The organism is Methylacidimicrobium sp. B4, from assembly GCF_017310545.1.
Taxonomy (GTDB): Bacteria; Verrucomicrobiota; Verrucomicrobiia; order Methylacidiphilales; family Methylacidiphilaceae; genus Methylacidimicrobium.
In genome coordinates this window covers 603,472-623,672 of record NZ_CP066203.1, presented here as the reverse complement: position 1 = coordinate 623,672, position 20,201 = coordinate 603,472, and the positions used below count along the sequence as shown (strand labels likewise).

General features: G+C 63.9%; 17 protein-coding genes and 1 tRNA gene. 9 read left to right on the top strand and 9 right to left on the bottom strand.

Annotated features, from left to right (window positions below; translation table 11 throughout):
- Positions 1–35 precede the first annotated feature (35 nt).
- Together MacB4_RS03060 and MacB4_RS03055 are read left to right on the top strand one after the other, a co-directional pair.
- Positions 36–2,876 carry a TIM-barrel domain-containing protein gene (locus MacB4_RS03060; RefSeq protein WP_206864401.1) on the top strand — a complete coding sequence of 947 codons (2,841 nt, stop codon included), beginning with the start codon at positions 36–38 and terminating at the stop codon, positions 2,874–2,876.
- Positions 2,877–2,901: 25 nt separating this feature from the next.
- On the top strand, positions 2,902–3,714 hold the full coding sequence (locus MacB4_RS03055) for a DUF6209 family protein (RefSeq protein WP_206864400.1): 813 nt from the start codon (positions 2,902–2,904) through the stop codon (positions 3,712–3,714).
- Positions 3,715–3,867: 153 nt separating this feature from the next.
- Here the strand turns inward: MacB4_RS03055 and MacB4_RS03050 are convergent, their stop codons facing one another.
- The 4 genes from MacB4_RS03050 to MacB4_RS03035 all read right to left on the bottom strand — a co-directional run bounded on the left by MacB4_RS03050 (position 3,868) and on the right by MacB4_RS03035 (position 7,257).
- Entirely contained in the window at positions 3,868–4,179 is a 312-nt protein-coding gene (locus MacB4_RS03050) for a hypothetical protein (RefSeq protein WP_206864399.1), read from the bottom strand.
- A 48-nt stretch (positions 4,180–4,227) separates the two neighbouring features.
- Positions 4,228–4,303: transfer RNA gene (locus MacB4_RS03045), tRNA-Gln, on the bottom strand.
- Positions 4,304–4,365: 62 nt separating this feature from the next.
- Positions 4,366–5,952, bottom strand: a complete 1,587-nt coding sequence (locus tag MacB4_RS03040) for a glycoside hydrolase family 57 protein (protein WP_206864398.1) — start codon at positions 5,950–5,952, stop codon at positions 4,366–4,368.
- Between the two features lie 42 nt (positions 5,953–5,994).
- Positions 5,995–7,257, bottom strand: a complete 1,263-nt coding sequence (locus MacB4_RS03035) for a DUF4912 domain-containing protein (RefSeq protein ID WP_206864397.1) — start codon at positions 7,255–7,257, stop codon at positions 5,995–5,997.
- Positions 7,258–7,528: 271 nt separating this feature from the next.
- Here MacB4_RS03035 and bamD point away from each other — a divergent pair, with 271 nt between their 5' ends.
- Together bamD and lptE are read left to right on the top strand one after the other, a co-directional pair.
- Positions 7,529–8,599, top strand: a complete 1,071-nt coding sequence (bamD, locus tag MacB4_RS03030; RefSeq protein ID WP_242529300.1) for an outer membrane protein assembly factor BamD — start codon at positions 7,529–7,531, stop codon at positions 8,597–8,599.
- Positions 8,596–9,138, top strand: a complete 543-nt coding sequence (gene lptE, locus MacB4_RS03025) for an LPS assembly lipoprotein LptE (RefSeq protein WP_206864396.1) — start codon at positions 8,596–8,598, stop codon at positions 9,136–9,138. The genes bamD and lptE overlap by 4 nt, the downstream gene beginning before the upstream one ends.
- Here lptE and thiD read toward each other — a convergent pair.
- Positions 9,122–9,943 carry a bifunctional hydroxymethylpyrimidine kinase/phosphomethylpyrimidine kinase gene (gene thiD, locus MacB4_RS03020; RefSeq protein ID WP_206864395.1) on the bottom strand — a complete coding sequence of 274 codons (822 nt, stop codon included), beginning with the start codon at positions 9,941–9,943 and terminating at the stop codon, positions 9,122–9,124. The two genes, lptE and thiD, sit on opposite strands and share 17 nt — an antisense overlap.
- 68 nt (positions 9,944–10,011) lie before the next feature.
- Between thiD and MacB4_RS03015 the strand changes: the two genes are divergently transcribed.
- The 4 genes from MacB4_RS03015 (at position 10,012) to MacB4_RS03000 (ending at position 14,033) form a co-directional block, all read left to right on the top strand.
- On the top strand, positions 10,012–10,428 hold the full coding sequence (locus MacB4_RS03015; protein ID WP_206864394.1) for an ApaG domain: 417 nt from the start codon (positions 10,012–10,014) through the stop codon (positions 10,426–10,428).
- Positions 10,429–10,907: 479 nt separating this feature from the next.
- Complete coding sequence (locus MacB4_RS11180) at positions 10,908–11,492, top strand: hypothetical protein (protein WP_242529299.1); 585 nt, start codon at positions 10,908–10,910, stop codon at positions 11,490–11,492.
- Between the two features lie 10 nt (positions 11,493–11,502).
- Complete coding sequence (gene tyrS, locus MacB4_RS03005) at positions 11,503–12,669, top strand: tyrosine--tRNA ligase (RefSeq protein ID WP_206864393.1); 1,167 nt, start codon at positions 11,503–11,505, stop codon at positions 12,667–12,669.
- A gap of 431 nt (positions 12,670–13,100) precedes the next feature.
- On the top strand, positions 13,101–14,033 hold the full coding sequence (locus tag MacB4_RS03000) for a hypothetical protein (RefSeq protein WP_206864392.1): 933 nt from the start codon (positions 13,101–13,103) through the stop codon (positions 14,031–14,033).
- Here the strand turns inward: MacB4_RS03000 and MacB4_RS02995 are convergent.
- Positions 14,022–15,230, bottom strand: coding sequence for an ISL3 family transposase (locus MacB4_RS02995; protein ID WP_206864391.1), 1,209 nt, complete (start codon positions 15,228–15,230; stop codon positions 14,022–14,024). The two genes, MacB4_RS03000 and MacB4_RS02995, sit on opposite strands and share 12 nt — an antisense overlap.
- A gap of 66 nt (positions 15,231–15,296) precedes the next feature.
- Between MacB4_RS02995 and MacB4_RS02990 the strand changes: the two genes are divergently transcribed.
- Positions 15,297–16,052 (top strand): hypothetical protein, encoded by a 756-nt coding sequence (locus MacB4_RS02990; RefSeq protein WP_206864390.1) that lies wholly within the window; start codon positions 15,297–15,299, stop codon positions 16,050–16,052.
- Between the two features lie 6 nt (positions 16,053–16,058).
- Here MacB4_RS02990 and MacB4_RS02985 read toward each other — a convergent pair whose 3' ends face one another.
- From MacB4_RS02985 to leuB, 3 genes are all read right to left on the bottom strand, one after another.
- Positions 16,059–17,939 carry a SulP family inorganic anion transporter gene (locus MacB4_RS02985; RefSeq protein WP_206864389.1) on the bottom strand — a complete coding sequence of 627 codons (1,881 nt, stop codon included), beginning with the start codon at positions 17,937–17,939 and terminating at the stop codon, positions 16,059–16,061.
- Positions 17,885–19,036 (bottom strand): Lrp/AsnC family transcriptional regulator, encoded by a 1,152-nt coding sequence (locus MacB4_RS02980; protein ID WP_206864388.1) that lies wholly within the window; start codon positions 19,034–19,036, stop codon positions 17,885–17,887. Before MacB4_RS02980 ends, MacB4_RS02985 begins: the two co-directional genes overlap by 55 nt.
- A gap of 69 nt (positions 19,037–19,105) precedes the next feature.
- A complete protein-coding gene (gene leuB, locus MacB4_RS02975) occupies positions 19,106–20,191 on the bottom strand; it encodes a 3-isopropylmalate dehydrogenase (protein WP_206864387.1) in 1,086 nt (361 codons plus the stop codon).
- Between the last annotated feature and the right edge of the window lie 10 nt (positions 20,192–20,201).

Below are 20,201 nucleotides of genomic sequence, written 5' to 3'. Positions count from 1 at the left end.
GGGCCTCCGCAATCGTCAACCACAGGATCCTTGTCATGGACGCCCAGACCAACCTCGCTTACCCTGCGGACATCGATTACACCCCGGTGAATGACTTCACGCCGAACCGCGGCGACTGGACTTCCGCCGGGCCCGTTCAGAACGTGACCCGGAACGGCGACACCTTCACGCTGGAACTCGCGGGAGGTCGCCGGATCCTGCTCTCCTTTCTGTCGACGACGAGCTTCCGCCTTCGCTTCCACCCGGATCCGACGGCCACCTACGGGCCGCAGGGCTCGCCCGCCGTGGTGAACCTCAATCTTGGGCCCGTGAGCCTGACCGTCACGGAAGACTCGCCGGCTCGCCTGGTCGTCGACACCGGGTCGATGCGCGTCCAGATCGACCGGCAGCCCTACCGTTTGCAGGTCTTCCGCGGTGCGCAACTGATTGCTGCCGACCCACCGACCTACAACCTGGTCTATATTCCGGGCCATTTTGTGATCGCCAACTTCCGGCAACGGCCGGAAACGGCCCTGTATTTTGGATTGGGCGAGAAGGCCGGTGCACAGCTGAACAAGAGCCTCTTTACGCTGACGCAGTTCAATTTCGACAACTACACCTACAGCGTGGGCGTCACCGTGCCGTCGGGCCCGGGGCCGCTCAATCCGTCGGAGCCGCTCTACGTGTCGATCCCTTTCCTTCTGGAAGTGAATCCCAGCCCGAACAAGGAATTTGCCGGCGCGCCCTATGCCTATGGGTTGTTCCTGGACAATAGCTCGCAATCCTACTTCAACCTAGGATCGAACGACTATTCAAACATGGATGGCAAGATCTATTATGGGGCGCTCTTCGGCGAGCTCGACACCTACTTTCTGCTCGGCGATCACGCACAGGATGTCCTGGCCCAATACACGACGCTGACCGGCCGCAGCCCGATGCCGCCGCGGTACGCACTAGGGTTTCACCAGGGAGCCTATGGCTATTACGATCACAACCGGCTGCAGGCCGCAGCGGATGCCTATCGCCAAAGCGGCATACCCTGCGACGGGCTGCATATCGACGTCGACTTCCAGGACAACTATCGGACCTTCACCCATAGCGAGATCAAATTTCCCAATGCTCCGGCCCTGCTCGCGAAGCTTCATGCGCAAGGCTTCAAGTGCTCGACCAACATCACGCCCTTCCTGACCGACAACGCGCTGGACGAGAACGGAAAGACCATGGTCTATGCGCAACGCCAGGCCATCCTCAACATGGGCGGCCTGATCTATGGGACCTATGTCGGGCAGGGACCCAGCCGCTCCCTCTTCATTGGTGGGGTGAATTACGGAGTGAACTTCAATCGCTTCAATCCCTACCAGTACCCGCCGCTGACTCCCAACCAGTACGGAAACATGCCTCTGTCGTCGTCGGGGAACTACCCCGATCTTGGCCGAGCGGACGTGCGGCAGGTTTGGGGCCAGCAATATGCCCATCTGATCCGGGAGGTCGGGATCGACATGATCTGGCAGGACATGATGTGCCCGGCGCTCGATTCGACGAAGTTTGCGTACAACACCTTCCCGCTGACGCTGATGGTCAATGACGGCGTGGGCTACGCGCCAAACGGCGCCTGCCACAACGCCTACGCGCTCTTCCTGGCCCAGGCGACCTGGGAGGGCCTGCGCGCGCTCCGCCCCGACCGGCGCAACTTCATGATCGCCCGCGGCGGTTTCGCTGGAATCCAGCGCTACTGCGCGCTCTGGACCGGGGACTCCGCGTCGAGCTGGGACTTCCTCGCGGTCAACCTTCCTGAGGTGCTCAACCTCGGGCTCTCCGGCGTGCCGATCTCGGGCTGCGACATCGGCGGGTTTGCGAAAGGCTCGGCCAGCGTCGGCGAATCGAGCTATGGCCCCGGCTTCGTCCACGGCGGCGTCACCAACTACGAGCTGCTGACGCGGTGGATGCACCTCGGCGCGTTCCTGCCCTGGTATCGCAATCACTACGACGGATACAACAAGCAGTTCCAGGAGCCCTACAACTACGGGGAGCCGGTCCCGACCCACTGCCGCAAATACGTGGAGCTGCGCTACCGGATGCTGCAGATCCATTACGATGCCCTGTACGAATGGACGCAGACCGGCATGCCGCCCGCGCGCGCCCTATTCCTGAACGACCCTTCGGATCCCGAGGTCTACCACCATCTCGGGGATCAGTTTTTCGTCGGACGCGACTTTCTGGTGGCCCCGATTCTCTTCCCGGCGCAGCAACAGAATCCCCCCGTCGCGACGCGCAGCGTCTACCTTCCCAACACGGCTGCCTGGTACGCATTCAAGGACAATACGGCGCCGCTCGACGCGGCGGTCCCTGCGGGCACCCACATCCCGGACTGGGTGGCGGGCCTCGACCAGGTGCCGATCTACATTCGCGCCGGCGCGATCCTGCCGATGCTCTCGCTGGTCGAGCAGTATGTCGGGCAGCTGCCGCAGAATCCCCTCGAGATCACCGTCTATCCCGGCCCCGATCGCGATTACCTGATGTACCTCGATGACGGGTTCACCACCCGTGCGGAGAGCAACGGGGAATACCGAACGACACGAATCAGCCAGAGGTCCCAGGGGGGAGTCCGGACGATCGTGGTGCAACGCCTGATCGATGCCTATACCCCTGCGGAGCCCTATCTCCTCGTGCGCGTCCTGTACGATCCCACTACCGCGAGCTTGCCCGCCTCGGTCACCGTGAACGGGGGCACGCTGCCGCAACTCACAAGCGTCGACCAGCTTGCCAACCAGCCAGGAGACGCGTTCGCTCAGGATCCCGGCACCCGCTCGCTCGTCGTCAAGGTCATGGACGACCGGGCCTCGGTTACGATCGCAGTCGGCCCACATGGATCCAGAGACGACTGGAGAGGTGATTGAAATTCGACAAGGAGCTCGACCTGCCATGATCCCGCGACCTTTCGGCAACTTGCCGCCCCGCATTACCTTCACGGCCGACTTCCACGAGCTGGTCAGGGGCAATTTCCAGCCGGGGCAAACTGTGACCTTGCGCTACGATCCCAGGCGCATCGTGCCGGCAGAGGAGCACTACATCTTCGGCGACCCCGCCCACCGGATCACGGCGCATCTCCGCTTTCCGCCCACCGACGTGGTCAGCGTCACTCCGCTGTACTCCCCGTCCGGAATGCTGACCTCTCCCGACTATGACGAGACCGGCGACGGAAGCGTATTGGTCGGCCATGCCGCGATTCCCGCGGGAGCGCGCGAAATGGCCGCCTGGTTCGAATATGAAAGCCCCCACGGCCCGAAGCGCTACGACAGCGATTTCGGCCACAATTTCCATTTCGGGTTCCCGTCGCTCCAGGTCGAGCTGCGGCAAGCGGACGTTCGGGACGGCGTTTTCACCGCACAGGTTGCTGCCTCGCCCGAGGTCGGGCGGATCGTCCTGCATTGGCGCATCGTAGGCCAGGAGGCCGCCGGGCCGAAGGAGATCGATCTCGGGCGCACCGACCACCGCAACGACGCCGGCTGGCCGATTTGGGAGACGGAGCCGATCCAGGTCCCCAGGGATGCGGTCGTAAGGCTAAAGCTCTATTATTGGACCGATGGCGAGCGCTACAAGGACGATAACGACGGCCTCTACTATTCGACGGCTCGGACGGAGGAATCCGTTCCGCCTCCGCCTCCCGCGCTGGAGAGGGCGGTTCGGGAGTGGACCCAGCGGTTGTCGGCCCGCGTCGGGCGAGTTGGCGAATGAGTGTTGATCCCGCGAGGCGACCGGGCGCACGCCTCGGCGCTACCGGGAGTACCCGCGGCCAGCGGCTCGAGTTGAGCTTGGGAGCCAGATCCGATCGCCTTCGCGGAGGATCCCACGGGCAAGCCATCGTCGGCGTGTCCCGGGTGGAGCCACTCAGGCCAGGATCGTCCTGGCAAGAAGGCATCCGACAGTCGGATTAGTGACGTTGTTGTGGGCGTCGACCTGGGCTGTCTTCACGATGAAGCCGTCGGCCAGGAAGGTGTTCACCTTGCCTCGCTTTGGATCGAAGGCTTGCGTAACGTCATCGAGCTCGGCCACGCCCGGTGCAAGCTTCTGCGGACCGTTTGCTCCCATCGCCCCGAACTCGTCGCTCGCGTCGCCGATAGCCTGCGTGATGTCATGCGAAAGCCGTGAGGCGAGAGGATAGGCGACGGTTAAGGCCAGATCATTGTGGGTGTGTGACATCGTGATCGTCTTGGGAGGTGTCCCACAACGACAGCGTTTTTAGGGATCTGGCTGCCGCGCTAGGACTCGAACCTAGAACACCCAGATCCAGAGTCTGGTGTGCTACCAATTGCACCACGCGGCAGTGAAGCGGGCACTGGTCTTTGTAGGGCAAAAGCCTTCCGATGGCAAGGGCGGGAAAGAGGATCAGGCGAAGTAGCGCCAGTCGAGATCGGGGAAGAGGTTGTCCCGCCGTTCGCATTCGCGGAGGAAGTCCAAGTCGCGGGAGCCGTTCTCGAGCTGGCCACAGAGCCGGTCGAGCCGGTAGAGGTGGGTTTCGGTGCGGCGCTTGGCGTAGCTCGAGGCGGTCCCCGTCTTCAGAAGGAAGGCCCAGTCGCTCGCTTGGGCGAGCAGGAGCTCCCGGGCCGCTTGGCGGAGAAGCCGCTCGGGCGGCTTCCTGTGGCTGTTGTGCCGCCTGGCCTGCACGACGAGCCGGCGGGCGCCTTCGTGGAGGTGGGGATAGATCCAGTCGTTGACCCCGTCGAGCCAGACCTCCGAGTGGCCACGCCATCCCCAGGATGAGGAAGCGGGCTGGGCGAGCTGCTGGGTCGGGTGGCGCTCGAGGTATTCGCTCGGGGTGATCGGGGAGAGGGAACCCGGATCGGAGGCGATCTCACGGAAGAGGAAGTCGAGGAACTGGGGCCCCTCGTACCACCAGTGCCCGAAGAGCTCGGCGTCGTAGGGGGCGAGTATGATCGGGGGAAGGGGGAGGCCCTCTTCCCGGAGGGAAGCAACCTGGCGCCGACGCTTGGCGAGGAAATCCTCGGCGTGGAGGGCCGCCTTCGCCCGGGCGGCCTCGGGAGAGTAGGGTTCCTTGTCCTGGGTAGCCCCGGTGATCCGGTAGTACTTGATCCCGAGGAACTTTCTCTCGCCAGTCGGGAGAAGGTAGGGACGGAGGTAGTCATAGTCGAGCTCGAAGCCGATGTCCCGGTAGAACTCCCGATAGTCGAAGTCGCCGGGATAGCCTTCGGAGGCGCTCCAGACCTCGCGGCTCGAATCGACGTCGCGGGCGAAGGCCGCCGGCCCATGGGGAGTGTAGACCGGGGCATAGAAGCCCATCCGGGGGCGGGGGTCGGCGAAGAGCAGGCCGTGGGTGTCGACGACGAACCAGCGGATCTCGGCTTCCCGGAGATAGGCTTCGATCCCCGGATCGTAGGCGCATTCGGGGAGCCAGAATCCCCTGGGCCCTTCCCCAAAGAGCGCCCGGTGGGAGTCGCGGGCGATCAGGATCTGGGCGCGAACCGCTTCGGGGGTTTCGGCGAGGAGCGGGAGGTAGCCGTGGGTCGCCCCGCAGCTGATCAGCTCGAGCTTCCCCGTGTCGGAGATCCGCCGGAAGGCGCCCGGGAGGTCGGCCCGGTACCGATCGACGTAGGCCGCGTGGGCCTCTTCGAGCCGGGTCCGGTAGAAGCGGGCGAGCTCGGGGAAAGGGGGAGAGAAGATCGTCCGGTCCGATTCGCGGCAGGCGAGCTCGAGCAGCCGCTCGAGGTGGAGCCGGTAGCGTCTTTGGAGGAGGGGGTCGCCGAGCATCGCGCAGAGGGTGGGCGAGAGCGAGAGGGTGAGCCGGAAGTCGATCCCGTCGCGCAGGAGCCCCTCGAGGACCGCAAGGAGCGGGAGATAGCACTCGGTGATCGCCTCGAAGAGCCAGTCCTCCTCGAAGAACTCCTCATGCTCGGGGTGGCGGACGAACGGGAGATGGCCGTGAAGAAGAATCGACAGGTAACCCTGGGTCTCCATCGCGCGATCCCCCTTCCGCCCGATTTCCTTCCGAAAACCGCTTCAGCCGCGAATGCGTCCCAAGGGCTCGGGCGGGAGCGGAGGCTGCGGGGTGGCGTCGACCTTCCCCTGGTAGTCGCTCTGCCGAAGGAAGGAGAGGGTCGCCCCGCGGGTCTCCACCTTGTCTGGGGAGAGCGCTTCGATCGGGATGCGGTAGCTTCCGTCGGGAAGGAGGAAGTGGTAGCGGAAGGTGCCGTCGGGCTCAAGCTGGATCGGCTCCCCGAGCACGGTGACCCGTGCCTTGGGATCGGTTCCCCCGTAGAGGATGAGCTCTGCGTTGACGTGGAGGAAGAAGCCCCGCTCGCGGCCGATCCCGGGCGGAAGCCCCCAGGAAGCCCCGAAGGGGCTGAAGGCCCAGGAGGCCGGCCAGGCGAAGGAGCCGGGCCAGGCGAAGCTGCCCGGCCAGCCGATCGCCGCACCTGGCCAGGCAAGGGAGCCCGGCAAAGCGGTCACCGAGCCGGGCCAAGGGAAAGAGCCGGGCCAGGAAACGAGGCCAAGGCTCGAAGGGCTGCCTCCAAAGCTTCCGGCGGTCTGCGAGGCGGCCCAGTCCGCCGTCCAGCGGGAGAGAAGCTCGGGGGAGACCGGAGAAGGACCTTCGCCCGGCGCCTGCTGCAGGCGGGCCAGGGTTTCGGCGACCCGCTCGCCCGGACGGGCGAGGGGGGCGATCTCCTCGGCCAGCCGGCCGAAGGGGATTCGCGGAGGGAGGGTGACCAGGGTCTGGTCGCTCCGCTCCGAAGGCGCGAAACGGGGCAGGGTGACCGACGGGGAAGAGCCGAAGGGGCGAAAGAGCCTCCGGGCCCCCTGGGCGCGGTAGGCGCCGAGCTCGACCGAGAAGCGCTCTCCGCCCTCCGGGAGCGAAAAGTACCAGTTCCGACAGCCGGGCGGAAGAGCATGCTCCTCACGAATCGTCCCGTCGGCCCGCCGGAGCCGGAGGAGGACGCAGCCGTCGTCGGCCTCGCGGGCGACGGCGGCCAGGCGTTCTTCGGACCAGTTCCAGTAGGCGAAGAGGGACTCGGGTCCTCGAGCGACGAGATAGAGGCGAGGGGAGCCGGCTTCGGTCGCCGGGGTCGGGAGGCCGGTGGGGGGATCGACCGGGGCCAAAGCTGCCGGTCCGTTCCCCCCAGCGATCATGGGCTCGAGCGTGACGACCGGATCGGCCGGGGGCCTGGATCGGGAGGTGCCCTTGCGAGGAGCCGCCGCAGCCGGGCGCGTGGCCGGTTTCGAGCGAGTAGGCTGCCGACGGGGGGTTGTCTTGCGCGAGGTCATAGGCGTCACTTCCTCCCTGCTCCGCAGATGCCGTCGTCCTCCCCCGTTCCGGCTTCGACCGCGCGGGCCCCGCCCGCGGGCGTCCGGAGCGCGGAACGAACGATCTCCCGGATCCGCCGAACTCCGATTCCTGCCAACGGGCGCGATCTTAATCGAATCCCATCGTCCCGACCAGCGGGAAGTCCGGGAAAATCTTCCCCGGGCGGGAGAGGCGCTTCTCCGACCGACCCCTTGACCGCTCGGGTTGGAGCGGCTAGTCTAGCAGCTCACGGTGCGTATTCGGCGGCTGCTTTTGGCTCTCCTCGTAGTCGGGCTTGCCCCCATGCGGCTCTACGCTCCGCTCGTCTGGAGGCCCGGAGAGGGCTGGACCGACGAGAGCACGGGAGCCGGCCTCTCGGCGTCGAGCTCGCGCGATCAGCTTGCCCTGGGGAAGAAGTTCCTCGATGCGAAGGACTACGATAACGCCTTGCGCGCCTTTAACGTGCTCGTGCGCCGGTGGCCCTACTCCTTCTTTGCTCCTGAGGCGCAGTTCCGGATCGCCGAGTGCCTGGAGAAGCGAGGCGACTTCCTCAAGGCGGACAAGGCCTACGACAAGATGATCCAGAAGTACCCGGCGAGCTCCTTCTTCGAGCAGGCGCTCGAGCGGAAGCTGGCGATCGGTAATCTCTACCTGGCGGGAGAGCCGCAGCGGCTCCTGGGCGTGCCTTTCGGGCCCTCGGTGAAGACCGCCGTCGATATCTACGAGTCGATCATTCGGGCAGCACCGTACGGCCGGCTCGCCCCGATCGCGGAGTTTCAGCTGGGCTTGGCGAGGACCCAGGAGAAGAAGTACACCGAGGCGATTGCGGCATACAGCCGGATCCTCGACAAATACCCGAACTCGGAGCTGGCCGACGATGCACAGTACCAGCTCGGCTACACATGGTACGTCTCGGCCCTGGCCACGGCCTACGACCAGAGCTCGGGGGAGAAGGCGATGGAAGCCTTCGAGGACTATATCGTCCGCTACCCCCTCGGAGACAAGGTGGCGGCCGCACGGGAGCACCTGGTCCTTCTCAAGAAGCGGGCCACCCTCGGCAGCTTCAACATTGCGACCTTTTACGAGAAGACGCGCAACTACAAGGCCGCCTTCATCTACTACAGCGACGTGATCCGCCAGAACCCCGACTCGGAGCAGGGGAAGATTGCGGAGCAGAAGGTCAAGCAGCTTCGCCCCATGGTCGAAAAGGACCTTGGCCTGCCTACAGCGCAAACGGCAAGCACGGCCACTCCCTTGGAGGCGCCTTCCGGTCCGCCTCCAACGGGTGCGCCCGGAGGCAGCAGCGGAGCGAACGGGCCGTGAGGTGCCGGTCGAACGCAACGGGGGCTGGGCGCCCATGGCTGGTTCTGCTCCTGCTCGCGGCCCTGCTGGGGGGCTGCTCGGGAGGCTATCGCCTCGGAACGGTCGGCGGCAAGCAGATGCACGGGCTCCGTACCATCTGGGTTCCGACGGTGCGCAACAAGACGGTCATCCCGCAGCTCCAGTCGATGGTCACCAACGAGATCATCCAGGCCTTCGACAACGATGGGAGCTTGCGCACGGTTGGCCCCGAGGAGGCCGATGCGGAGCTCGACGTGACGCTCACCGACTTTACCCGGATGCCCATTCGTCCGGAGGTCCTCGATCCGCTGACGACCGCGGAATACCGCTTCGTCCTGATCGGGAGCGCGACGCTCCTCAATCGGAAGCTCGGGCGGAAGACGCTCAACGGGGTAGGTGTCTCCGGATCGAGCTTCTTCTTCACGCAGATCAACTCGCCGGAGGCGCAGCGGCAGGTGATGCCCTGGGTGGCCCAGGACTTCGCGAAGCGGGTCGTGGTCCTGGTTACGGAAGGCTGGTAGCCGCGGGTAGCTCCCCCGTCCCGGGCAGTGGAAGGAATGCGTAGGGCCCGGAGCGGATCGTGTGTGGGAGCAGGGCGGTGAGCCACCGCTTGGCCTTCTCCACGGCGTCGGGGAGCGGATCTCCCCAGGCCAGCCGCGCCGTGATGGCTGCGGAGAGCGTGCAGCCGGTCCCGTGCGGGCTTGCCCCGGAGATCCGCGGCGCGGCGTAGGAGCGCAGCGTTCCTCCCTCGGCCAGGAAGTCGACCGCCGACTCGCCGGTCAGATGACCGCCTTTGAGGAGGAAGGGGACCCCGAATCGCCCTGCAAGCTCCCGGGCCGCGTCCGCCAGCGCTGCGGGGCTGCCGAGCTCCCTTCCCAGGAGAAGCTCGGCTTCTGCCCGATTCGGGGTGACGAGGCGGGCCAGGGGAAAGAGCGTCTCACCGAGGGCCGCCAGGGTCTCCCGGGAGGAGAGCGGATCGCCGCACGAAGCGACCAAGACCGGGTCGACGACCAGGGGAAGGCCGCGAGCGAGCTCCCTCAGCTGGTTGGCCGCTTCCTGGACAATAGCAGGAAGATAGAGCATTCCGGTTTTGACCGCACGCACCGGGAGGGCCGCAAGGACGGCGGCAATCTGGCTGCCGACCAGGGACGGGGCGACGCTCGAGATCGCCAGAACCTTGCCGGGGTGCTCCGCGACGACCGCGGTGATTGCCGTGGCCCCATAGGTGCGGAAAGCGGAGAAGGTCTTGAGATCGGCTTGAATGCCCGCACCGGCGCTCGAGTCGGAGCCCGCGATCGTCAGCGCGACAGGAGGGAAGGAGCTCATCGAGGGGCCTTGCCAAAGCCAAGCGGCGGATTTACTCTAAATTTGTCTTTCCTCTCTCGGAAAGGGAAATGAAACACGCTTTCTCCCCGCAAGCCGTGCCCGGACTGGAGGTCAAGATCGAGCGGCTTCGTTTTCGCGCCTCTTCCGAGGGGGAGTCGGAACGTCCGCTGGTCTGCCAATATTACCTGAGCATCCGCAACGGGAGCGACCGGACCGTTCGGCTCCAAGGGAGAAAGTGGGTGCTCACCGATGAGGAGACGGGAGAAAGGGTGGTGATCGAGGGGGAGGGGATCGTTGGATCGTTTCCCGAGTTGCGGCCGGGCGGAAAGTTCTGCTATTCGAGCTACCATCTCTATCGGCAGGCCACCTTGGCCGAAGGGGCCTACTTCGGCCAGGACGACGGCGGGAGGGCGATCGTCGTCGGCGTCCCGCCGTTTCGCATGGCAGCCGCCCCGGAGGGAGAGGCCGACCGCGCGCTGCCCTGACGGTAAGCACTCTCGCCTCCGCGCTGCGGGAAATTCGTTGCGTCCTCGGGACATTTGCCTATCCTTTAGGGCAGAGTTCTCAAGTACGAGACGGAGACGAGTAGTTCTGCGCGTGGAAGAGGAAATCGCCGCTGGGCCGAATGCAGCCCCCTTCGGGAGGGGGTCGGGGATGCGAGTGAATGAGCCTGCGGCTTCGATCCAATCCTCCGCCCATGCATTCGTCTCGTCGCCCCATTGGGGGGCCTCCACAACTCGAGAGCCGGGGACGGTCGGGGTCTTCCTCCCGTCCGTCGGCCTTCGGCATCGGCCGGGAGTCCCGCGTCTGCGCTTCCTGGCGGATCGCGGCGGATCGAGGAGGGAAGCTGTCGGGGGAGAACCAGGCGTGCGAATCGAAGCATACAACAAGCGAGAGATCCCTTCCGGCTCCCTGGCTCTATCGGGCGGCGGAATTTGGGGTCCTCACCAACGGATAGTCCATCATGAGTCAGGATCCTTCATCATCAAGAAACTATGGGCGCTATTCCAGGCGCGACCAGCGGACGCGAAGGCGCGGGGGCCGCTACCGCGCTCCGGAGCCGCCGCGGAAGCTCTCCTTCGGAGAGAAGGTGCAGGCCTTTTTCCAAGGCCTCTTCGGGAAACGGGAGGAGCCGTTAGCCCCCATCCCTCGTTCGAGCGGCCCGCGGGAGCGGGACCGAGAGCGGGAGCGGGAGTCGCAAAGACCCACGAGTGCGGGGCCGAAGCGCGAAGCGCCGATGTTCGAATCGGTCGTCGAGCCCTCCACGCCCCGGCTCTACGTCGGCAATCTCTCCTACGACCTGGCCGAGAGCGACCTCTTCGACTTCTTCTCCAAGGTCGGAACGGTCAAGAACGTCGACATCGTCCGCGACCGGAGGACCAATCGCTCCAAGGGCTACGGCTTCGTCGAGATGGCGGATCTGGAAGCGGCCAAGCAGGCGTTTGCCCAGCTCAATCGCTCGGAGCTGGTGGGTAGGCCGATCGTCGTCAGCGGAGCGAAATCGGAGCGTCGGGAAGGGCAGAGGGAGAGCTCCGAACCCTCCCGATAGGATTGCGCACATGGCGGGCGAAGAGGAGCTTGCGCTGCTGCTCCGCGGCACCGAGCAGGTCCATTCCGCGCACGAGCTGCGGGAGCGCTTGGCGGCCTCCCGCCCGCTCCGGGTGAAGTTCGGGGTCGATCCGACCTCGCCCGACCTGCATCTGGGCCATTCGGTGCCGCTCTTCAAGCTCCGCCAGTTCCAGGACTTGGGGCACCAGGCGGTCTTGGTCATCGGCGACTTTACCGCCCAGATCGGGGATCCGACCGGCCGCAACACCACCCGGCCCGAGGTTTCCGCCGAGGAGGTGCGCCGCAACGCGGCGACCTACCGGGAGCAGGCCTTTCGGATCCTCGATCCCGATCGGGTCGAGATCGTCTGGAATGCGAGCTGGTTCGAGAAGATGACGAGCCGGGAGCTGCTGCTCCTCCAGCGCCGGGCGACCGCGACCCAGATCCTCCAGCGGCGCGATTTCCAGCAGCGCCTCGAGAAGGGCGAGCCGATCGGGCTCCACGAGCTCCTCTATCCCCTTCTCCAAGGCTGGGATTCGGTCATGGTCCGTGCCGATGTCGAGATCGGTGGCAGCGATCAGCTCTTCAACATGCTGATCGGCCGGGATCTCCAGGAGCAGGTGAAGCAGCCTCCCCAGATTGTGCTCACCCTCCCCCTCCTGGAGGGGGTCGACGGGGAGAACAAGATGAGCAAGTCGCTCGGGAATGCGATCGGGGTCTCCGAGTCCCCGGACGACATCTTCGGGAAGACGATGAGCATCTCCGATGACCTGATGGGGAGATGGTATCCCATCTTCCTGGGGGCTCCCCTCTCCCCCGAGGTCCATCCGATGGAGGCGAAGAAGCGGCTCGCCGAGCGGCTGGTCGCCCGATTTCACGGCACGGAGGAGGCAGAGAGGGCGCGCAAGACCTTCGAGCGGGTCTTTTCCCAGCGGGAGGTGCCGGAGGAGATCCCCGAGTTCGCCCTTCCCGGCCACGAGCAGCCCATTCTCGAAGCGCTCCTCCTCATCGGAGCCGCACCGAGCAAATCCGAGGCGAAGCGGCTGGTGGCCCAGGGTGCGGTGCTGATCGACGGGATGCGGGTCACCGATCCCCGCTCGACCGTGAGCCTTTCGGACCATCCTCTTCTCCGCTGCGGCCGGCGCTTCTTTGCGCGGCTCAAGCCCGAGCGAGGGTAGGCCGGAGCGGCCGAGCCTTCGGCGCTTGCCCTACGCCTAAGACGCCACTATCGTGGAAGGGGGGAAGCCGGAGATTCCCATGCCGACCATGCTCGATCCCTACACGGGGAAGGATTGGCTGGCGGCTCCCGAGGAGGAGCATGGGGAGCTTATCCACGGGAATCTCCTCAGGAGGGAGGAGATGCCGGGCAATTGCAGCTTGGCGGTAGAGATTATCCGAGGGATCGGGAACGACTTGGATGATCGCCCGCTTGGCCTCATGAGGAACAACATCGTCTTTCGCTTCTCGGGCGTGACCGAGCCGGACCGGGAAGGAGCAGTGCTCGATGTTGGTTACATGCCGATTGAGCAGATCAGGCAATGGGATGGGAAGCTTACGTTCAGAAAGGAGGGTTGCCAAATACTGAATCTTCGACCGGCGGGGAGAGACGGTGAGGATCTACCGCTTAGCCGAGGAGCGAGAGGAGCCGGCCGTCGTCCACAGCTCTGACGACACTCTTACTACTGCCCTCCTGCTGGGCTTTTTCTTGGTGATGCCGCGGATAAGGCAAGTGCTTGCGGTTGCGGGGGAGCTGATGATCGGGGAGGGTGCCATGTGCCAGGGGAATAGCAAAGATACGACCAGTAGCGGTGATAATAACCGGCGGCGCCTTTTTGCATTGTTAATTTTGGTAGTTGCAATAGTCACCGCCTTAGTTTGGCTTGAGTGGCCTGATAGGTGCATCCTTTTTATACGCACAGTGTTTCCTGTTGTATTTTGCATCTTGATGGTTGTTGCAATCATGCTCATTGCTCTTGCGAAATACGGACGCATTGTTTTTAGTCTCCTTATCTATTTGGTCAATGGATCCGTATGTGGTCTCTCAGTCACACATGATGGCATTCAACGGAAATATAGATATATTTATAAAGTAGTTATTGCCCTGCTTTCGTATGCGACGATTGGCTTAGCGCTATATGGATTTTTTGTGCGAGCCTTGTGGTGTGTCCAGCATGGGATTGCATTCATGTCGACAAATCGCACGGAGGATATTGCGCTAATTGGTCTAATCCTTTTGCCTACCATATCTGGTTCAGCGGTTCTGATTGCAGTTGCCCTAGATTACTTACGGGATACTGTGGCCAGGCTGAAGCGGGACGAGGAGTGTGAATTATCGAAAACAGTGAATGAAGCCAATGCCAAGCTGGAAAAGGCAGAACCGGTCGGTTGTTGGAAACAATGCGTGGCGCGCTTCAGGCGCGGACGGAATCGTAACCTTTCGGAAATAGTGACGAAGGCATGTGCGGAGGTGCGGAGTCGGAAAGCAGGGCCGTTCACGACACTGTATTGGGAATTTAGCCTCTTCGCTGTTTCAAGTGGGTAGGGCGGGAAGATCGAGCCGCAACTTTCCGGCTTTGAGGAACGCGGCAATTCTCAGGTAGCGGAAGCTCCGAAAGCCTCTGGCCATCCTTTTGGCCAGCTGGATCAGCCCGTTGATCGCTTCGATGGTTCCGTTGGTGATCCGGCTCTGGAGAAAGGCGATGATTCCCCCCAGATGCTCTTTGATGGTTTTGGAGAGTCTTCGGAAGGGGGCAAGCCGACTGCGATCCGCCCACCGGAACCACCAGCGGAGCTCTTGGGGATCCTCCTGGGAGAGGATCTCTTGGAGAGCCTCTCGCAACCCAATGGCTCTTCCCAATCGAGGATAGGCGGCGCAAAGGGAACTCCGCAGACCCTTCTGCTCCTCGCTTCGCGTCCATTCGTTACCTCGGAGCGCCCAGAGGCTTCCTTTCGGCAGCAACCCTTGACGCCCGAACTCCTTGCGCACCTGGTCGACCGCCTCTCCCGCCATCTGCATGACATGGAAATGATCAAAAATCCTCTCCGCCTTCGGAAAAAACTCCCGGGCTCCAGAGATGTAGGAGGGGCTCATATCCATGCAGATCGCTTCGATCTGCCCCGGATCGGCATTATGTTCCTTCATCTCCTTGGCGAAGGCCTCCAGAGCCTCCTTTCCTCTCCCCTCGGCAAGGAAGAGCAGCTTCCGGCTCTCCGCATCGGTAACGACCGTCACGTAACGGTGGCCCCGCTTGCTACTGGTCTCATCCACCAGGATCTTCTTGACCTCGCTCCAGTCCTCGCGTCGGTAGGCCTTTTCCACGTAGTGCCCCAAGACCCGCCAGAGCCGGGTATCTTGCTCCTTGAGCATCTCCGCCATCGCGGAAACCGACATCTCCCGGGAAAGCATCAAAATGACCGCCTCCATCATGAGAGTAAACCCGCTCCCCGCCCTGGCCCAAGGAACCTCCACCAGCCGAACTCCATGCTCCGGACAGTCGATCCGAGGAACCCGAGCGATCAACTCGGTCCGGTACTGCCAGAAGTTCATGTGCCTCCACCGCTTCTCCACCGTGTCGTGTACGGGGGAAGCTCTTCGACATTCCGGACAGGGAAACCGATGACCTTGCTGAAAATCGAGCCAGATCTTCAGAGTGTGCTCCTTCGCGGAGAGCTCACTCCGGCTCACCTTCCATTCCGAACCCAGTTGCAGCGCCGCAGCAAAAAGCTTGTTCGCGTCCATTCCGCAAGCATCCACCAGGCAGCCCGGTCTGGCAATCCGCCGTCAAGGAGGATCGACGAAGTCGAAGTGTCCTTGACGGCTTCCTCTCTCCCCAAAAATCCGTCGAAGACGGATGGCAAGAACCCCGCTTCTTGCCATCCCTTAACGGAAAATCCGCTCCCCCCCTTACCCACTCAATTCAGCGAGGAGCCGGAATTTATAGGATGTGAACTGAAAATTGTAATTCCTTATCTGTTGTCTTTTGCTCTGGTTGCCGTTGGCACCGTGCTTCTCGTTTCCTCGATTGTGTATCAACAGGAAATGTGGAGTGGAAACTTTTGGCGATTCTGCTCGCTCTTCGGATATATATTTGGTGTTATGATTCCTATAGGAATTTCAATTACGATACTGGGGACATTGGTTCCAGAAGATAGAAAAATGTGGATATATGTGATCTGTTGGTTTGTCGTGGTGGGTGGTATGTGGTGGTTCAGGCAGTTAATCATGCCGATCAGTGCGGGAATTCCCCAGCAATTCGGTGGGTTTCGGGGGGAGCACTACATCGCAAGATGGAAGGAGGAGCTGAAGCTAGATAAAGAAACCGAAAAGGAGTATGTCGAGCGCGTGGGAAATGGGGCGATAAAGGTGGGCGTTGTGTATAAGGCGGAAAAATACCTCTTTCTTGCGCCGAAGAAGTGGTTTGGGGAAAATCCGGATGAGAACTGGAAAGCCCTCATGCTCAGTACCGATGGGCTGGTGAGCCTGGAACCAGTTCAGCCGGTCGGGAAGGCGAGTTCCTCGTCCGCCCAGGCTATTGCGGCTTCTACCCCTAAGGCTCGATAGCCTTCTCTACCCCTCGCTCTCCGTCTGGCGCTCCCCGCCCTTGGGCTTGGCATGGATCTTCTCAAAGAAGATGCGGACTTCGCTCTCCTTCTTGCCGAGGAGCTGCTGGGCGCGGAGGAGGGCGTTGCGGGTCGAGAGGTTGGGATGGACGCCAAAGAGGGGGAAGACGTTCTCCCGGCCAATCGTATCGATTACGCCAGAGCTGCGGAGGACCCGGATGATTGGCCGGGTCGCCCCGCTGATGAGGAGGTGACGGCCGCTCTCGTGCATCATCTTGGCGAGCTCGTCGATGGCGAGGGCGCAGGTCGCATCGAGGTGGTGGGCGTTGCGCATCCGCAGGATGACGACGCGGAGGGAAGGATCGAAGCAGATCCGGCGGATCTGCTCGCGGAAGAGATCGGCCACACCGAAGAAGAGCTCTCCCTCGACATGGATGATGCAGATCTCGGGGAGGATCCTCTCCTCGGCGCGGCCTTTCTCGCGCAACCCTTCCTGCTCGTCATAGGTGTATTCGATCAAGGAAGGCTGGCCCACCTGCTTGAGGAAGAGGAGGAGGGAGACGCCGATGCCCAGGCCGATCGCAAAGTCGAGGGGAGTGAGGAGGGCGCTCAGGAAGGTCACCAGGAAGGCGAGGGCGTCGGCCGTCGTCGTTTCGACCGCGATGCGGATGTCGCGCCAGTTGATGAGGGAAAATCCCGTAAGGACGACCAGCGTCGCGAGGGCGGGCATGGGGATGTAGGCGAAAAAGGGGCCCGCCAGAAGGAGACCCGCCGCCAGCAAGAGGCCACTCCAGAAGTTGGCGAGGACGGTGGCGGGCCTGCTGATCCAGTTGAGGGCGGAGCGGGTGAGGGATCCCGAGACGGGCATGCCTCCCAGGAAGGCGCAGGCGACGTTGGCCGCGCCCTGGGCGAACATCTCGCGGTTGGGATCGATGGGCTCGCCGGAGCGGCTGGCGAGCGACTTGCCGATGCTCGCCCCTTCGATCGCGGCGAAGAAGGCGAGGGCTAAGGAAGCGCTGGCGAGCTGGGAAAACCAGTCCCAGTGGAAGGAGGGCAGGCTCACCGGCCAGAAGCCGAAGGGGATCGGGTCGAGGTAGCGGATCGGAAGGTGGAGCGAGCGGAGAGGGAGCGTAAGGAGGGAGACCACGAGGAGGGCGATCGCTACCGCAGGGAGCTTGGGGAAGGCGGTCTTGAGCCACCACCAGGCGAGGAAGGAGAGGAGGCTCAAGGCGACGGAGGGCCATTGGGCTTGGCCCGCGTGGCGGATCGTCTGGTTGAGGATGTCGAAAAAGGTCGAGGCTTCCGGGATCGAAACGCCGAGGATATGGTGTACCTGGTTGGCGATGATGAGGAGGGCCGCGCCGGTGATGTAGCCGATCACGACGGTCCGGGAGACATATTGGGTGAGGGCCGCCGCACGGAAGATCGCGCCGGCGAGGAGGGCCAGCCCGATCAGGAGCAAAAGAAAGCTCAAGGAGTGGAGCTTGTCGATCTTCCCCTCCATGCTCAGGTAGGAGCTGAAGACCAGCACCGCGGTGGCGTTGGTCGGACCGAGGACGACGTAACGGGAGCTCTGGAAGAGCGGGCCGATGACCGAGGAGACCGCGCAGGCGTAGATTCCGAACTGGATGGGCAGCCCCGCGATGAGGGCATAGGCCATCCCCTGCGGAAAGGAGAGGAGGGCAACGTTGAGCGCAGCACTCAGGTCGGCGCGCAGCTTCGCCCCCGAGTAGGAGCGGAAGGTGGCCCGCAAGGGCCCGAGCTCCAGGTGGAGCTCGTTCCACTGATCCCGAAGCCGGCGAGCCAGTCGAGCGGACGCGGGCCAGATGCGCTTCAGGAAGAGCCGTCGCGCATCGTCTCCCAGTCGATTCTCCTTGTGTGGCTCCATTTCCGGTACGCCTCCGGCAAGATTTCCGACGGTTTGATTTCGCTGCGGCCTCCCCAGAAGATGTTCGAGTAGAGGACCGGGATCCCGACCTGGCGAAGGTGCTCGTCGATGGCGGCCTTGTGGAGCAGCAGCCGATCCTTTTCCCGGCCATGCGCGACCGCCATCAGGTTGACGTTGCCGAAGTCGGGGCCGGCCTCTCGCCAGTAGCAGTGGGTGAGGACCTCGAAGCGGCCGATCTCTTCCCCCGCCTCCTTCTCCCTTCCCTGCGGCACCGCCCAGTGGAAGAGGCCGTTGAAGCGGGTGACCCGCTCGCCCGTCGAGAGGGGCTTCACATGCTCGAGAAAGGTCGAGAAGCGGCCGAGGATGCCGAGCTGCTCGAGCTCTCGCGCGATTCGGACGAATTCCGGAAGGCCCAGGCCGACCGACCGGGCTCGAGAGTCCCAGAGACCCAGGCTAATCTCCTCCGGCCGGAGCTCTTCCTTGAGAGCACCGAGGACCTTCCACTGCTCCCCGGAAAGTCGTCTCACCTCGACCGCGTGCATCTGGGCCTTGGCCGGGCAGATCGCACCGATCTCGAGCGTCCGCCGGCGGACGTGGCCGACGCCGAGGGTGAAGATTCCCTTGGCACGGAGGATCCGGTGGCGGATCGCCCCGATCTGGGTAGACAGGTAGCGACAGTGGGCTTCAAGGGAGAAGCCTTGCGGCACCTTGAGGGTGCTCCAGAGGCGGAAGGAGGAGCCGGCGCAGGCGGAATCGGTCGAGCGGAGGACGACATGGCCGCTGAAGGGGTCCTCGACCACGAGGAAGTCGAAGGCCGCCCCGAGCTTCTCCTCCGGGATCTCCCAGGCGATCAGGGCGCCGGGAGCCAGGTCGTTGGCGAGCAGGGTCTGCCGCACCCGGCGGATCGTCCCGCCCTCGAGCATCGCCCGGATCCGGGCGGTGACCGTGGCGAGGGGAAGGTCGGCGAGGCGGGCGATCTCGGCAAAGGGTTCTGGGTGGAAGCCGGCCAGCTTGTCCTCGGAGACCGAGAGGATGCGCGCGTTGACCAGGTCCTCTGTACCGATGGGAAGGGGTTCCCTCCGCTTGATCGAGTTCATGGTCATCCTTTTGACAAAGAACGAGGACTCCTGAAAAGCAAAACCCCCCGGCAGCCTTCTGGCAAGCGGTCAGGGGTTTTCGAGCCGGTCGAGGATCGCCTGGGCAAACGCTTCCGTTCCGACGGTCTTCCCGCCGTCATCGGCGATATCGGGCGTCCGGAAGCCATCGCTCAAGGCCGCGCGGAATGCCGCTTCGATCGCCTGGGCCGCCTCTTCCTCGCCGAGGCTGTAGCGGAGGAGGAGGGCGGCGCAGAGGATCTGCGCGCTCGGATTGGCGATCCCCTTGCCCGCGATGTCGGGGGCGGAGCCGCCGGCGGGCTCATAGAGGCCGAACCGGGCTTTGCCGAGCGAAGCGCTCGGAAGCATGCCGAGGGAGCCACAGAGGGCGGCCGCCTCGTCGCTCAGGATGTCGCCGAAGAGGTTTTCGCAAAGGAGGACGTCGAACTGCCGGGGGTTGCGCACCAGCTGCATCGCCGCATTGTCGACGTAGAGGAAGCCCAGCTGGACGTCGGTGTAGTCGGCGGCGATCCGGCGCACGGTCTTCCGCCAGAGGAGGCTCGATTCGAGCACATTGGCCTTGTCGATCAGGGTGACGAACTTCTTCCGCGAGCGCGCCGCCTCGAAGGCGACACGAGCGACCCGCTCGATCTCGGCGGTTTCGTAGACCAGGGTGTCGATGGCCCGCTCTCCCCGGTCGGTCATCACGGTCCCCTTGGGCTGGCCAAAGTAGAGCCCTCCGGTCAGCTCTCGCACGACCAGCAGGTCGACGCCGCGGGCGACCTCGGCCTTGAGGGGGGAGGCGCCCAGGAGCTCCGGATAGCAGGAGATCGGGCGGAGGTTGGCGTAGAGGCCGAAGGTGCGCCGGAGGGGCAGAAGGGCGGCGCGCTCGGGCTGCTTCTCGGCGGGAAGGGCTTCCCACTGGGGGCCCCCGACGGCGCCAAAGAGGATCGCTTGGGAGTTGCGGCAGACCTCCAGGGTCTCATCGGGGAGGGCTTTGCCGGCGGCGTCGATCGCGGCTCCCCCCACGAGGGCTTCCTCGAAGTCGAGGCGGAAACCGAACTTGTGCGCGGCGGACCGCAGGAGCGGGAGGGTGGCGGCCATGATTTCCGGGCCGATGCCGTCTCCGGCGAGGACGGCGATGCGATAGGTCTTCATGAGGAAAAAA

Bases quoted from the DNA above. Each gene is read 5' to 3' on its own strand.
- MacB4_RS03015 (WP_206864394.1), top strand. From the start codon at position 10,012: ATGAAACACGCTTTCTCCCCGCAAGCCGTGCCCGGACTGGAGGTCAAG.
- MacB4_RS02980 (WP_206864388.1), bottom strand. From the start codon at position 19,036: ATGAACTCGATCAAGCGGAGGGAACCCCTTCCCATCGGTACAGAGGAC.
- MacB4_RS03055 (WP_206864400.1), top strand. From the start codon at position 2,902: ATGATCCCGCGACCTTTCGGCAACTTGCCGCCCCGCATTACCTTCACG.
- thiD (WP_206864395.1), bottom strand. From the start codon at position 9,943: ATGAGCTCCTTCCCTCCTGTCGCGCTGACGATCGCGGGCTCCGACTCG.
- MacB4_RS02985 (WP_206864389.1), bottom strand. From the start codon at position 17,939: ATGGAGCCACACAAGGAGAATCGACTGGGAGACGATGCGCGACGGCTC.
- MacB4_RS03035 (WP_206864397.1), bottom strand. From the start codon at position 7,257: ATGACCTCGCGCAAGACAACCCCCCGTCGGCAGCCTACTCGCTCGAAA.
- leuB (WP_206864387.1), bottom strand. From the start codon at position 20,191: ATGAAGACCTATCGCATCGCCGTCCTCGCCGGAGACGGCATCGGCCCG.
- MacB4_RS03040 (WP_206864398.1), bottom strand. From the start codon at position 5,952: ATGGAGACCCAGGGTTACCTGTCGATTCTTCTTCACGGCCATCTCCCG.
- MacB4_RS03060 (WP_206864401.1), top strand. From the start codon at position 36: ATGGACGCCCAGACCAACCTCGCTTACCCTGCGGACATCGATTACACC.
- MacB4_RS11180 (WP_242529299.1), top strand. From the start codon at position 10,908: ATGAGTCAGGATCCTTCATCATCAAGAAACTATGGGCGCTATTCCAGG.
- tyrS (WP_206864393.1), top strand. From the start codon at position 11,503: ATGGCGGGCGAAGAGGAGCTTGCGCTGCTGCTCCGCGGCACCGAGCAG.
- MacB4_RS02995 (WP_206864391.1), bottom strand. From the start codon at position 15,230: ATGGACGCGAACAAGCTTTTTGCTGCGGCGCTGCAACTGGGTTCGGAA.
- MacB4_RS03050 (WP_206864399.1), bottom strand. From the start codon at position 4,179: ATGTCACACACCCACAATGATCTGGCCTTAACCGTCGCCTATCCTCTC.